Origin of the sequence: Streptomyces sp. ISL-10, assembly GCF_018614575.1 — a bacterium.
Classification (GTDB): domain Bacteria; phylum Actinomycetota; class Actinomycetes; order Streptomycetales; family Streptomycetaceae; genus Streptomyces.
In genome coordinates this window covers 1-13,390 of sequence record NZ_JAGGOJ010000020.1, presented here as the reverse complement: position 1 = coordinate 13,390, position 13,390 = coordinate 1, and the positions used below count along the sequence as shown (strand labels likewise).

Annotated in this window: 13 protein-coding genes; 5 read left to right on the top strand and 8 right to left on the bottom strand. The window is 72.8% G+C overall.

Annotated features, from left to right (window positions below):
• Positions 1–5: 5 nt before the first annotated feature.
• From nirD to J7E88_RS23605, 3 genes are read right to left on the bottom strand one after another with little or no spacing between them, the layout of a single operon-like run.
• Complete coding sequence (nirD, locus tag J7E88_RS23615; protein WP_215184309.1) at positions 6–368, bottom strand: nitrite reductase small subunit NirD; 363 nt, start codon at positions 366–368, stop codon at positions 6–8.
• Positions 365–2,971, bottom strand: a complete 2,607-nt coding sequence (gene nirB / locus J7E88_RS23610) for a nitrite reductase large subunit NirB (RefSeq protein WP_215184705.1) — start codon at positions 2,969–2,971, stop codon at positions 365–367. The genes nirD and nirB overlap by 4 nt, the downstream gene beginning before the upstream one ends.
• 11 nt (positions 2,972–2,982) lie before the next feature.
• Positions 2,983–4,218: an NAD(P)/FAD-dependent oxidoreductase gene (locus J7E88_RS23605; RefSeq protein ID WP_215184307.1), complete on the bottom strand. Its 1,236-nt coding sequence runs from the start codon at positions 4,216–4,218 to the stop codon at positions 2,983–2,985.
• A gap of 215 nt (positions 4,219–4,433) precedes the next feature.
• On the opposite strand from J7E88_RS23605, the gene J7E88_RS23600 reads away from it, so the two are divergent.
• Positions 4,434–5,219: a TSUP family transporter gene (locus J7E88_RS23600; RefSeq protein ID WP_215184305.1), complete on the top strand. Its 786-nt coding sequence runs from the start codon at positions 4,434–4,436 to the stop codon at positions 5,217–5,219.
• Between the two features lie 382 nt (positions 5,220–5,601).
• On the opposite strand, the gene J7E88_RS23595 is transcribed toward J7E88_RS23600, so the two are convergent.
• Entirely contained in the window at positions 5,602–6,282 is a 681-nt protein-coding gene (locus tag J7E88_RS23595; RefSeq protein ID WP_215184303.1) for a class F sortase, read from the bottom strand.
• A 110-nt stretch (positions 6,283–6,392) separates the two neighbouring features.
• Entirely contained in the window at positions 6,393–6,896 is a 504-nt protein-coding gene (locus tag J7E88_RS23590) for a hypothetical protein (protein ID WP_215184302.1), read from the bottom strand.
• A 299-nt stretch (positions 6,897–7,195) separates the two neighbouring features.
• On the opposite strand from J7E88_RS23590, the gene J7E88_RS23585 reads away from it, so the two are divergent.
• The 3 genes from J7E88_RS23585 to J7E88_RS23575 all read left to right on the top strand — a co-directional run bounded on the left by J7E88_RS23585 (position 7,196) and on the right by J7E88_RS23575 (position 8,842).
• Positions 7,196–7,846, top strand: coding sequence for an NADPH-dependent FMN reductase (locus J7E88_RS23585; RefSeq protein ID WP_215184300.1), 651 nt, complete (start codon positions 7,196–7,198; stop codon positions 7,844–7,846).
• Between the two features lie 226 nt (positions 7,847–8,072).
• Positions 8,073–8,405 (top strand): divalent-cation tolerance protein CutA, encoded by a 333-nt coding sequence (gene cutA, locus J7E88_RS23580; protein ID WP_251023107.1) that lies wholly within the window; start codon positions 8,073–8,075, stop codon positions 8,403–8,405.
• Positions 8,375–8,842 carry a gamma-glutamylcyclotransferase family protein gene (locus J7E88_RS23575; RefSeq protein WP_215184296.1) on the top strand — a complete coding sequence of 156 codons (468 nt, stop codon included), beginning with the start codon at positions 8,375–8,377 and terminating at the stop codon, positions 8,840–8,842. The genes cutA and J7E88_RS23575 overlap by 31 nt, the downstream gene beginning before the upstream one ends.
• An 81-nt stretch (positions 8,843–8,923) precedes the next feature.
• Here J7E88_RS23575 and J7E88_RS23570 read toward each other — a convergent pair whose 3' ends face one another.
• The 3 genes from J7E88_RS23570 to J7E88_RS23560 form a co-directional block, all read right to left on the bottom strand.
• Positions 8,924–11,017, bottom strand: a complete 2,094-nt coding sequence (locus J7E88_RS23570; protein ID WP_215184294.1) for a molybdopterin oxidoreductase family protein — start codon at positions 11,015–11,017, stop codon at positions 8,924–8,926.
• Positions 11,018–11,201: 184 nt separating this feature from the next.
• Entirely contained in the window at positions 11,202–11,786 is a 585-nt protein-coding gene (locus J7E88_RS23565; RefSeq protein ID WP_215184292.1) for a TIGR03086 family metal-binding protein, read from the bottom strand.
• Positions 11,787–11,842: 56 nt separating this feature from the next.
• Positions 11,843–12,496, bottom strand: coding sequence for a vancomycin high temperature exclusion protein (locus J7E88_RS23560; protein ID WP_374196318.1), 654 nt, complete (start codon positions 12,494–12,496; stop codon positions 11,843–11,845).
• Positions 12,497–12,582: 86 nt separating this feature from the next.
• On the opposite strand from J7E88_RS23560, the gene J7E88_RS23555 reads away from it, so the two are divergent.
• A complete protein-coding gene (locus tag J7E88_RS23555; RefSeq protein ID WP_215184290.1) occupies positions 12,583–13,296 on the top strand; it encodes a hypothetical protein in 714 nt (237 codons plus the stop codon).
• Positions 13,297–13,390: the final 94 nt, after the last annotated feature.

Sequence of the window (13,390 nt, the reverse complement as noted above, 5' to 3'; positions counted from 1 at the left end):
GTCTGTCAGCCGAGGCGGACCTCGTAGGCGGTCACCGAAACCGTCTCGTCGTCCAGGCAGCGCCCGGACACCAGGTCGAAGCGCTGCTTGAGCAGCGGCGACGCGACGAACGGCCGGCCGGCCGCCGTGCCGATCAGTCCGCGCGAGAGCACATGTGCCCCGGTGAACGGGTCGCGGTTGTCGATCGCGTACGGCACGCCGTCACGGTCCAGGAACAGTCCGGCCTGCCGGCCGTCCGGCAGCAGGACCGCGACCCCGCGGCCGGGCGTGAGCCGGGACAGCGGGCACACGGCCAGCCACTCGTCACCCAGCCGGAGCTGGATGTGCGTGTCCGTCTTCTGCAGGGTCTTCTCAGGCGCGATGGTCATCGGGCGGCAGTACCTTCCAGGGAGTCTTCCAGGGCTTCGCCCAGCGGACGGATGGACAGCAGCGGCAGGTCGGGCTTGACCTGGTCGCGCTCGGGCACGAACTTCACCGTCGGGTCCGGCACGTCGGGGGCGTTGACGAACGACACGAACCGCAGCAGCCGCTCCGGGTCGTTCAGCGTCTCGGCCCACTCGTCGCGGTAACCGGCGACATGGTCGGCCATCAGGGACTCCAGCTCGGCGCAGATGCCGAGCGAGTCGTGCACGACGACGTCGCGCACATGGTCGAGGCCGCCCTCGATCCGCTCCAGCCAGGTCGAGGTGCGCTCGAGCCGGTCGGCGGTGCGGATGTAGAACATCAGGAACCGGTCGATGAGCCTGATCAGTTCGGCGTCGGACAGGTCCTGCGCGAGCAGATCGGCGTGGCGCGGGGTCGCGCCGCCGTTGCCGCCGACGTACAGGTTCCAGCCGTTGGCGGTGGCGATCACGCCGAAGTCCTTCGACTGGGCCTCCGCGCACTCGCGCTGGCAGCCGGAGACCGCCGACTTCAGCTTGTGCGGTGAGCGCAGGCCGCGGTACCGCAGCTCCAGGTCGATCGCCATGCGGACCGAGTCCTGCACGCCGTAGCGGCACCAGGTCTGCCCCACACAGGACTTCACGGTCCGCAGCGCCTTGCCGTACGCGTGCCCGGACTCGAAGCCCGCGTCCACCAGCCGGCCCCAGATCTGCGGCAGCTGGTCGACCCGCGCGCCGAACAGGTCGATGCGCTGGCCGCCGGTGATCTTCGTGTAGAGGCCGAAGTCGCGGGCCACCTCGCCGATGACGATCAGCTTCTCGGGGGTGATCTCACCGCCCGGGATGCGCGGCACGATCGAGTACGAGCCGTTCTTCTGGAGGTTGGCGAGGAAGTGGTCGTTGGTGTCCTGCAGCGCCGCCTGCTCGCCCTCCAGCACATAGCCGGAGGCGCCGATCGTGGGCGCCAGCGAGGCGATGACCGAACCGACGGCGGGCTTGCAGACCTCGCAGCCGTCGGTGCCGCGCGCCGCCTCGCGGCCGTGGTTGTCGAGGAGTTCCTGGTACGAGGTGATGCCCAGCGCGCGGACGATCTCGTACAGCTCCTGGCGGGTCTGGCCGAAGCAGCCGCACAGGCCCTTGTCGACCTCGACGCCCGCGGCCTCCAGCTCGGCGTTGACCAGCTGGCCGAGCACCTTGACGCAACTGCCGCAGCCCGTACCGGCCTTGGTGCACTTCTTGACCTCGGGGACGGTGGTGCAGGAGTGCTCGGTGACGGCGCCGCGGATCGTGCCCTTGGTGACGTTGTGGCAGGAGCAGACCACGGCGTCGTCAGGCAGTGCCGCCGGGCCCAGCGCCACGGGAGCGCCAGCGCCCGCCGGCAGCACCAGCTGCTCGGGGGAGACCGGCGGCTTCGAGCCGGTGAAGGCCCGCAGGGTGCCGTACTGCTCGGCGTCGCCGACGAGGATGCCGCCCAGCAGCGTGCCGTCGGCGCCGATGACGAGCTTCTTGTAGAGACCGGCGCGGGAGTCGGAGTAGACGACGTCGAGGCAGCCCTCGGCCGTGCCGTGGGCGTCACCGAAGGAGGCGACGTCCACACCGAGCAGCTTCAGCTTGGTGGACAGGTCGGCGCCCGTGAACGAGCTCACGTCGCCCTCCAGCGCGGCCGCCGCCGTCTCGGCCATCTCGTAGCCGGGCGCGACCAGGCCGTACACCCGCCCGTCCGAGGCGAGGGCGCACTCGCCGATGGCGAACACAGCCGGGTCGGAGGTGCGGCACTGCTCGTCGACGACGATGCCGCCGCGCTCGCCGACGGCGAGGCCCGCGTCGCGGGCGAGCTGGTCCCGGGGCCGTACGCCCGCGGAGAAGACGACCAGGTCGGTGGCGAGGACCGAACCGTCCGACAGGGCCATGCCGTTCACGGCGCCGTTCTCGCCGGCGGTGACCTCCTGGGTGCCGACGCCGGTGTGGACGGCGAGCCCCATGTTCTCGATGGTGCGCAGCAGAGCGGCACCGCCGCCGTCGTCGACCTGGACCGGCATCAGGCGTGGCGCGAACTCCACGATGTGGGTCTCCAGGCCGAGGCCCTTCAGCGCGCCCGCCGCCTCCAGACCGAGCAGACCGCCGCCGACCACCGCGCCGACGCGGGCCGTCTTCGCGTACTCCTCGATCGCGAGCAGGTCCTCGATGGTGCGGTAGACGAAGCAGCCCTCGGCGTCCTTGCCCGGCACCGGCGGCACGAACGGGTACGAGCCGGTCGCCAGCACCAGCGTGTCGTAGCTGATCGTCGCTCCGGAGCGCGCGGTGACCGTGCGGCCGGCGGTGTCGATCGACTCGGCCGGGTCGCCCAGGTGCAGTTCGATGCCGTGCTTCTCCAGGAAGCCGTCCTCGACCATGGACAGGTCCTCGGGCGTGTTCCCGGAGAAGTACGAGGTGAGGCGGACCCGGTCGTAGGCGGGGCGCGGTTCCTCGCACAGCACGACGACGCGCGCCCGCTCGGTGACGCCACGGTCGGCGAGGGCCTCCAGGAATCGCTGGCCGACCATGCCGTGGCCGACGACCACGATGGTGGGGGTGATCGCGGGAGTGGACATCGCAGCCATGTTCAGAGGCCTCCATCATTGGTGAGCAGGTGGAGCAGGGGCACGGAGTCGGGAAGGGCCTCGTCGCCCTCCCATGCCCGGGCGAGCGCGCCGACGGAGGCGAGATCCCCGAGCAGCACCCCGCCGACGAGCCGGTCCCCTCGGACGACGACCTTGCGGTAGGCGCCGCGGGTGGCGTCGGCGAGCTGGACGACGTCGTCCCCCGGGCGGGGCGTCGGGTCGCCGAAGGCGGCGAGGTCGAGTGGACTCGTCGCCGACGCCAGCGTGAGCCGGGTCAGGGCCCGGGTGCCGGTGTAGCGGGCCTCGGCGGTCCCGGTGTCCGCGGTGCCGTCGGCGTTCGGCATCTCTGCCTTCAGCACGGACGCGAGGACGTCGGCCTGTTCGAGGGCCGGGCCCGCGAGGCCCTGGACCACGCCGTTGTGCTCGGCGCAGTCGCCGATGGCGTGGATGTACGGGTCGGAGGTGCGCAGCTCGTCGTCGACGACGATGCCGCGGCGCACCGTGAGCCCGGCGTCCGCCGCGAGGCCGACGCGGGGACGTACCCCGCAGGCCAGGACCACGATCTCGGCGTCGAGCGCGAAGCCGTCGGCGAGGACCACGGCGCTGACCGCGTCGTCGGGGCCGGTGCGCAGTCCGCGCACCCGGCACTCGGTGTGCACCTCGACGTCGAGGGCCTCCAGGTGGCTGCGCAGCAGCGTCGAGGCGGAGACGTCGAGCTGGCGCTCCATGAGGTGCTCGCCCTGCTGGGCGAGCACCACCTTGGCGCCGCGTTCGGCGAGCGCCCGCGCCGCGGAGACGCCGAGCAGCCCGCCGCCGACGACGACGGCCCGGATGCCGGGGGTGACGGCCGCCGACAGGGCGGCGCAGTCGTCGAGGGTGCGGAAGGGGTGCACACCGTCGGGGAGCCCGGGGCCGATGCCGCGCAGCGGCGGCAGAACCGGGTTGGATCCGGTCGCGAGGACCAGCCGGTCGTAGGCCACCGCCGTACCGTCCGCGCAGTGCACGAGCCGGCGTTCGCGGTCGACGGACGTCGCCCGCACGCCGCGCCGCACGGGCACCTCGGGCAAGGCGATCACCTCGGGGCCGTACCGCCCGGCGAGCACCTCGGCGAGCAGCACCCGGTTGTAAGGGGCGTGCTGCTCCTCGCCGATGACGGTGACGCGGGCGTCCGCGCCGAGCTGCCGCGCGAGCCGCGCGCCCGCCGTCCCGCCGCCGATCACCACGATCTCCGAAGTCATGCAAGCAGCGTGCGTCGTCGGTGTTTCCCGACAGGTTCTCCTCTGTTTCCCGCGAGGAACGCTGCCCTCAGCGGGGGTGGAGAGCGAGTGTGAGGGTGCCCGGTCCGCAGAGGGTGAGCCGAGGCGGCAGCCGTCCGGCGGGGAACCTCAGAGGCCGCTCAAGAAGTCAGCGGATTGTTGGACGACGCACTCGGCCTGTTCATAGGGTCGCCAGAGTGCCCGACATATCACTGACCACACTGGTCGTCCTCTGTCTCGCGGCCGCGGCGGCCGGCTGGATCGACGCGGTGGTGGGCGGCGGTGGACTGCTTCTCCTGCCCGCCCTGCTGCTCGGCCTGCCGAACGTCTCGGCCGCGCATGTCCTCGGGACCAACAAGGCGGTGGCGATCGTCGGCACCTCGGGCGCCGCGGTCACCTATGTGCGCGAGGCGCCGGTCCAGGTGAAGACCGCTGTGCGGATCGGCCTCGCGGCCCTCGCGGGCTCGATGGGCGGCGCCTTCTTCGCAGCCGGGATCAGCAGCGACGTCCTGCGTCCCGTGATCATGGTCGTGCTGCTCGGAGTGGCGGCGTTCGTGATGCTGCGGCCCTCCTTCGGCACGGCGACCGACGCGGCGCGGCGCCGGGTGAGCCGGGCGCGTACGGTCGCGGCGATCGTCCTGGTCGGCGGCGGAATCGGCTTCTACGACGGCCTGTTCGGGCCCGGCACCGGCACGTTCCTGGTCCTGGCGCTGACGGCGGTCCTCCACCTCGACCTGGTGACCGCCTCCGCGACCGCCAAGATCGTCAATGTCTGCACCAATGCGGGAGCGCTGGCGATGTTCGCGTACCAGGGCACCGTGCTCTGGCAGCTCGCCGTGGTCATGGCCGTGTTCAACCTGGTGGGCGGCTTGATCGGCGCCCGTATGGCACTGCGCAAGGGCAGCGAGTTCGTACGTGGTGTGCTGCTGGTCGTCGTCTTCTCGCTGGTCGCCAAGCTCGGTTTCGACCAGTGGAACGCGTAGGTCGGCCTGCCGGGGCCCAGGGCACGCCACCGCTGCTCAGGAGGGGGCGGCGGTCTCCGCGTACACGGCCTTCGCGCGCTCGGCGATCTCCAGCAGGACGCGGCCCGCGGCCCGTCAGGTCCGCGCCTCAGGGACCGTGCCGTGGACGCGGGGTAGGCGACCTCGGTGGAGAAGGCCGCGAGGCGGGACTGCGGGGGCCCGGCCGTCCGCGATGAGTCGTATGCGGTCCGCGATGGTCGTATGCGGTCCGCGGCGATCCGTATGCGGTCCGTGTGCGGTCCGTATGCGGTCCGTATGCGGTCCGTCACCGCCGAGACGGCGGTCTCGACCGGGCCGGAGCCGGCCGCCTCGGCGCCTCGCCTCGTCGATCTTCACGGTGACGTCAGCCGCTCCGGATCGCCTCGCGCGCGGCCGCGCCGGCCTGCGCGGTGCTGCCGGCGGCGCCCTGCCGCACGCCGATCAGATGCCCGTACGCCACCACGTTGCCCCGGTAGCCCGTCTTCCCCGAGAAGCCGCCGCCGCAGGTGATCACGCGCAGTTCAGCGCGGTCGCTGGGGCCGTAGACCTTCCTGTCGGGGAAGGCGTCCGCCTCGTAGACCTCGATCGCGTCGATGGTGAACACCGCGGTCCGGCCGTCCTCGCGCGTGATCTCGACCCGGTTGCCCTTCTTCAGCGCGCCGAGGCTGTAGAAGACGGACGGGCCCCGGGCGTTGTCCACATGACCGGCGACGATCGCCGTGCCCTTCGCACCGGGGGCGGTGCCGTCCTCGTACCAGCCGGCCAGATTGCGGTCCGCGGCCGGCGGCACCTCCAGGCTGCCGTCCCGCGCCAGGCCCAGACCCGTCATGGGAGCGTCCACGCCGATCACGGGGATGCGCAGCCGCAGGGGCCTGGAAGCGGGCAGCGGGTCGGCGGCGGCGTCGGTGTGCTGGTCGGGTCCCGCCGCGAACGCCTCCGCGGCCGACGGCATCGGAGGGGTCACGTCCCGCGCACCGTTCTGGACCAGCCACAGGCCCGCGCACACGGCGAGGGCGACACCCAGGCCCTTGGCCCTGGCGCTCATCTCTCCTCCGGAGGTTCAGGGGCCGGACCGGCTCGCACCCCGCCCCCGTCGGCTCGGGGCCGGACGGGAACGGGGGCTCGGGCGGTACGGGACCGGTGGGAACCGGCCCGTCAGCTGTCCTGCGCGCCGCTCGCCCGGCGGCGCAGGAGCAGGGTCCCGCCGACGGCGGCCGCGGCCAGTACCGCCGCGCCCGCCGCGATCTGGGCGGAGTCCGGGCCGACGCTGCCGCCGACACCGGTCCTCACATGGCCGCTCGGACCGTGATGACGAATGGTCACGTCTCCGGTGGCCTTCTTGCCGTTCTTGCACTGGACGCCGATCTCGTACGTCCCGGGCCGGGCCTCGTCGGGCACCGTGAACTGCCCCACCGCGAGCTCCTTGTGCGTGCCCGGCCACAGCTTGAACTCATCCGCGCCCAGCGCCCGCGCGTCACCGGTGCCGCGCCCGTTCTTGCCGCAGGCCTGAGTGCTGACGGTGACCGTGTCGCCCGGTGCGGCCGCCGATGGGTGGATCTCCAGGGATCCGGAGTCGCCGGCGAAGGTCGCCGGGGCGGCTATGCCTATCGCGGCGATGACCAGCGCGGCGCCGGTCAGCAGGCGGGCAGTGGTGCGCATGGAGTCCTCCGGAGGCGCGTGATGCGGTGGTCCGTCCCCTCCGAGATAAGGGCGGCGCCAGAGCCCATGCCTGCTGATGGGCCATCAGATTCACCGGTCCGGAACGGCGTGTTGCACTGGACGTGAGGCGTCACCGCAGGTCACCGGGTGTGACGCCGTGCCTTTGGTGTCGCGCGCTCTCCGCCTGCCGAACGGGTGACGGGATATGGCCGCTTGACCTCAACCAAACATGAGGTACCACGCTCTTCCGCATGGACCTCAACACGCCTGAGAACACGCCTGAGAACACGCCCGAGAACATGTCTGAGAACCCGCCCGAGAACCCGCCCGAGAACCCGCCCGAGAAGACGACCGTCGCCGGCTTCGCCGACCGGGCCCCGCTGAAGCTCGCCGTCATCGTCGGCAGCAACCGCGAAGGACGCTTCGGCTCCGTCGTCGCCGACTGGTTCCTCTCCCGCGCCGCCCGGCGCGAGGACTTCACGGTCGAGCTCGTCGACCTGGCCGAGACGGAACTGCCCACCTCCCTGTCCTCCAGGCCGTCGCCCGCCGTGACCGCCGAACTCGCCAAGGTCAGCCCCGCCCTGGCCGCCGCCGACGCCTTCGTCGTCCTCACCCCCGAGTACAACCACTCCTACCCCGCCTCCCTCAAGTCCCTCATCGACTGGCACTTCGGCGAATGGCAGGCCAAGCCGGTCGGCTTCGTCTCCTACGGTGGCATCTCGGGCGGGCTGCGCGCCGTCGAGCATCTGCGGCAGGTCTTTGCCGAGCTGCACGCCGTCACCGTCCGCGACACCGTCTCCTTCCACAACGCCGGCGCCCACTTCGACGACGAGGGCAACCACCGCGACCCGGCCGGACCCGACGCCGCGGCCAAGACGATGCTGGACCAGCTCGCCTGGTGGGGCAGCGCACTGCGGTCGGCCAAGGCCGTTCGGCCCTACGCGGCCTGAGCGGGGCGAGGGGCCGGGCGGTGCGTACGGTGGCGGACAGGGTCCCGGTGAATCAGCGCCACGACCCTGGCCGGCCCCGCGACCCGGCCCTGTACGAGCCCGGCCCCGCGACCCGACCTGACCGCGACCTGACCTGACCCGACCCGGCCCGCCCCCGACCCGACCCGCCCGCGACCCGACCCGGCCCGATCCGCCGCCTACCGAAGGAGCACCCGCCGTGGAGCAACTGCCCGCCTCCCCTCCGCTGTTCGCCGTGCTGACGACCACCGACAGCGCCGAGAAGGCGCACGCACTCGCGCAGGGCGCCGTGGAGGCCAGGCTCGCCGCCTGTGCCCAGGTCTTTGCACCGATGACATCGGTGTACCGCTGGCAGAACGCGATCGAGAGCGCCGAGGAGTGGCAGGTCCTCTTCAAGACGACCCCGGCCTGCTACGACGCCCTGGAAGCACACCTGACCGCCGTGCACGACTACGACACCCCCGAGATCATCGCTTTCCCGGTGGTGCGGTCGGGCGCCGCGTACGCGGCATGGGTGCGTGCGGAGACGACGGCGCCGTGAACGAGCAGCTGCCCTTCTTCGTCTACGGCACCCTGCGGCCCGGCGAGCACAACCACGGCCTGTTCCTCGCGGGCCGGACCGCCACCGAGGACCCGGCGACACTCGCCGGCGCCCTGCTGTACGACGGACCCGGCTACCCGTACCTGGTGGAGGACGCCGATGAGGGCGGCCCGGTCACGGGAGCGTCCGTGACCGCGGCACCGGGGGAGTACGCCCGGCTCCTCACGACGCTGGACCGGCTGGAGGAGTTCGTCGCCCCAGGGCACCCGCGCAATCTCTACGAGCGGGTCGTCCGTGAGGTGACCCTCGCGGACGGCACCGCGACACGCGCCTGGGTGTACGTCGCCGCGGACGGCGTGGCCCGCGGGCTCCGGTCGCACGGGAGGTGCATCGCGAGCGGCGACTGGTGCGGACGGGCGCGTACGGCGGGGAGGTGAACCGGGCCGCGCCGGCTGAAGCCGGCCCGGGGCCCGCTCGCCCGCCCTCGACGCACCCGCTCCGACGCACCCGCCGCCGGCTCAGGCCGCCGGCTCCACGCGCACCGCACACACCTTGAACTCGGGCATCCGCGAGGTCGGGTCGAGCGCCGGATTCGTCACGGTGTTCACCCGGCCCTCGCCCGGCCAGTGGAACGGCATGAACACCGTGTCCGGCCTGATCCCGTTGGTGATCCGGGCGGGGCCGACCGCCCGTCCGCGCCGCGAGACCACGGCCACCGGGTCGCCGTCCGCGGCGCCGATGCGCTCCGCCAACTGCGGATGCAGCTCGACGAACGGACCCGGCGCGGCGGCGTTCAGCTCGTCGACGCGACGTGTCTGCGCCCCCGACTGGTACTGGGCGACGACCCGCCCGGTGGTCAGCAGCACCGGGTACTCGGCGTCCGGTTCCTCGGCGGCGGGCCGGTGCCCCACGGCCACGAACCGCGCCCGCCCGTCGTCCGTGGCGAACCGGTCGAGGAACAGCCGCGGCGTCCCCGGATGGGCCTCCGGCTCCTGCTGCTCGGGGCAGGGCCAGAACACCCCGTCCTCTTCGGCGATCCTGCGGTACGTGATCCCCGAGTAGTCCGCGGGCCCGCCCGCCGACGCCCGGCGCAGCTCCTCGAAGACCTCCTCCGGGTCGGACGGAAAACCCTTCTCGTGCCCGAGCAGGCCCGCGAGCCCGCCCAGCACCTGAAGGTCGCTGCGCACACCGGGCGGCGCGTCGACCGCGCGGCGGCGCAGCAGCACCCGGCCCTCCAGGTTCGTCGTGGTGCCCGTCTCCTCCGCCCACTGCGTCACGGGCAGCACCACGTCGGCGAGCGCGGCGGTCTCCGACAGCACCACGTCCGCGACGGCCAGGAAGTCCAGGGACTTCAGCCGCTCCTCGACATGTGCCGCGCGCGGCGCCGAAACCACCGGGTTCGACCCCATCAGCAGCAGCGACTTGACGTCCCCGCCCAGCGCGTCCAGCAGCTCGTAGGCGCTGCGGCCCGGTCCGGGCAGCGACTCCGGGTCGACGCCCCACACCTCCGCCACATGCGCCCGCGCCGCCGGGTCGTCCAGCTTGCGGTAGCCGGGCAGCTGGTCGGCCTTCTGGCCGTGCTCGCGGCCGCCCTGCCCGTTGCCCTGTCCTGTCAGGCAGCCGTAGCCCGACAGCGGGCGGCCCGCCCGGCCGGTGGCCAGGCACAGGTTGATCCAGGCGCTGACCGTGTCCGTGCCCTTGGACTGCTGCTCGGGCCCGCGGGCGGTGAGCACCATGCCTGTCGGCGCGTCGCAGAACATCCGTACCGCTTCGCGCAGCTGGGGCACGCCCACGCCGGTGATCCGCTCGACCAGCTCCGGCCAGTGGGCCATCGCCGCGGCCCGTGCGTCCGCCCAGCCGCTCGTGCGCTCCTCGATGAACGCCTCGTCCGTCCGCCCCTCGGCCACGATCACGTGCAGCAGCCCGAGCGCCAGCGCCAGATCGGTGCCGGGCCGGGGCGCAAGGTGGAGGTCGGCCTGCTCGGCGGTCTTCGTACGCCGCGGGTCGACGACGATCAGCGTGCCGCCGTTCTCCTTCAGCTCCGTCAGGAACCGCAGCGCGGGCGGCATGGTCTCGGCCAGATTGGAGCCGACGAGGATCACGCATCCCGTCTTCGGGATGTCCTCCAGCGGGAACGGCAGCCCGCGGTCCAGGCCGAACGCCTTGTTGTGCGCGGCGGCGGCCGACGACATGCAGAAGCGGCCGTTGTAGTCGATCTGCGAGGTGCCGAGGACGACCCTGGCGAACTTGCCCAGGGTGTACGCCTTCTCGTTGGTGAGCCCGCCGCCGCCGAAGACGCCCACCGCGTCAGGACCGTGGACGTCCTTCGTCCGCCGCAGCCCGTCGGCGATCGTACGCAGAGCGTCCTCCCAGGTGGCCGGCTCGAGCCGGCCTGTGGCATGGGATCGGATGAGCGGCTCGGTCAGGCGCACCCGGGAGGAGAGCAGGGCGGGGGAGGTACGGCCCTTGCCGCACAGCGCCCCCCGGTTCACGGGGAAATCGGGGCGCTCGACCACCTCGACGACCGTCTCGGCCGCGCCGCCGGGGCGCAGATTCATACCGCACTGCAGGGCGCAGTAGGGACAGTGGGTCGGGATGGTCTCGTCGCGCATGACGCCCAGCGTGGAACATCCGTGTTACGTCGGCGGGCGCATCACATTACAAGCGGGGTACGCCGGGCTCCGCACACGGTGCCGTGCCTCGTGAGGCGGCCCGTACGTGGTGCAGTGCCTCGTGAGGCGGCCCGTGCGTGGCGGGCGCTCAGCCGCGGCGGCCCGTGCGCGATGGCCGGGGGACTCAGCCGCGGCGGCCCAGCATCGCCAGCAGCCGGGACTGATGGCTGTCGCCCGGCGGCGGTTCGATCGGCGGCGCGAAGAGCCCCGATCCCGCCAGCTGGTCCGCGTACGGGGTGACCTCCTCCAGAGCGAAGGCCACCAGTGCGTCGGGCAGCTGCTCGGGCGCGCCGATCGCCCGCGACAGGTCCCAGGCGTGCACCACCGCGTCCGCGGTCATCTGCGCGCAGTACGCGACGGCCGGTGTCTCGCCGTACGACAGCCGGACGGTCCGCTCCAGCGCGCCCTCGGCGGCGAACGCCTTGCGTGCGGCGCGCGCCGCCGCGTCCCACGCGGCCCGCGGCCGTGCGCCGAGCACGTCGCCGTCGTACGCGTCGCCCACGTCGTCGACGGCCGCTCCGTCCGTCACCAGGTCCGGCACCCACAGCTGCTCGGCCGTGAGGTGGTTGACCAGATCGCGTACGGACCACTCGGTGCACGGGGTCGGATCCTCCCACTGATCGGCCCGCACCGCGTGGACCCGGTCGGTGAAGAGGGCGAGCGCCTCGGAGTGCCGGGCGAGGAGCTCTGCAGCGTCGTCTTTCGTCATGCGGTTCACTGTCGCGCGCCGGGGACGCGGATGCGAGCGTGCCGCGACGGGGTGTGTCAGCGGCCGGCCGACTCCAGTGCCTCCCGTACGCCCGGCTCCTTCGCCCCGAGGAACCGCGGGTCGGGCCGCAGCACGGCGTCCATCGCCCCCTTGCCGGAGGCGAACACTTCCCGGACGCCGCCGTAGTACCACGTGGCGTCGTGGGGCTCGGCGACGCCGACACCGTACGACTCGATCCCGGCGGAACGGCACAGGGCGACGGCCCGCCGGATGTGAAAGCCCTGCGTCACGAGCACCGCACCTTCGACACCGAAGATCTCCTTCGCCCGGACGCAGGAGTCCCAGGTGTCGAATCCCGCGTAGTCGCTGACGATCCGGCCGTCCGGGACACCGCGCTCCGTCAGGTAGGTGCGCATCGCGTCCGGCTCGTCGTACTCGACGCGGCTGTTGTCGCCGGTGACGAGGACGACCCTGACCTTGCCGGTCCGATAGAGCTCGGCGGCGGCGTCCAGACGGTGGGCGAGATACGGGGTGGGCCGGCCGTTCCACAGTCCGGCCCCGAAGACGACGGCGACCTCCTGGGCGGGCACGTCGGCAACGGCACGGACCCGGCTGTCGGCCACGGCGTGCATCCAGGTCGCGGGCGCGAGTGCGAGCACGCATCCGAGCATGACGGCCTGGGCGATGCCGCGCTGAGCGCGACGCGAGATCTTCCTGAATCCCCTCACGGCAGGTCAGACGCGGTCCGTTCGGAAACGGTTCGTCCGGGGTGCCGCCAGTTGCCATGATCACGTCCATGAGCAACGACAGGGCACTGCGAGCGGCCCGCAACAACGCCGAATGGTGCGAGGCCATGTGCCGTGCGCACGGACGTCCGGGCTCGTTCGGCGCACACGCGTGGACGAACACCCGCCGTACGCCCCCGCTGTATCCGGACGCGGTGACGCTGACCCCGGAGGCGACCGCCGCCGACGTCCTGGCGGGTATCGACGCCTCGGCCGCGAGCCCCGGCGCGTCGGTCAAGGACAGCTTCGCCCGCCTGGACCTGGCGGCGGCCGGGTTCGAGGTGCTGTTCGAGGCGCAGTGGCTGTACCGCCCGGCGGGCCTGCCGGCCCCCGCGGCCCCGGAGGGCCTGCCGTGGTCGCCGGTGACGACGGCCGGGGAACTGGCCGAGTGGGCGACGGCGTGGGACGGCGGCCAGGGGCTCGCCGGCCTGTTCCGCGCGGAACTGCTCGCGGACCCGACGACAACGCTGCTCGCGGCACGCGACCGGGGCGGCCGTGTGACGGCGGGAGTGGTGCTGAGCACCACGGTGGGGGCGGCGGGGATCTCCAACCTCTTCACGCTGGACGACGACCTGGAGTCGGCCTGGGCGGGCTGCCTGTCGGCGGTGACGTCGAGATGGCCCCGGCTCCCGGTGGTCGGCTACGAAGGGGGCGACGACCTGACGGCGGCGCTGCGGTCGGGCTGCGAGCCCGCGGGCCCGCTACGGGTGTGGCTCAGGGCCTGAGCACATCCGGCCCGTCGGCGTTCCAGACGGGCCGCGCCCATCCCCCACCCCGAACGCGACCCGCACCCCGCCACCCTCCCCCCCCACACACACT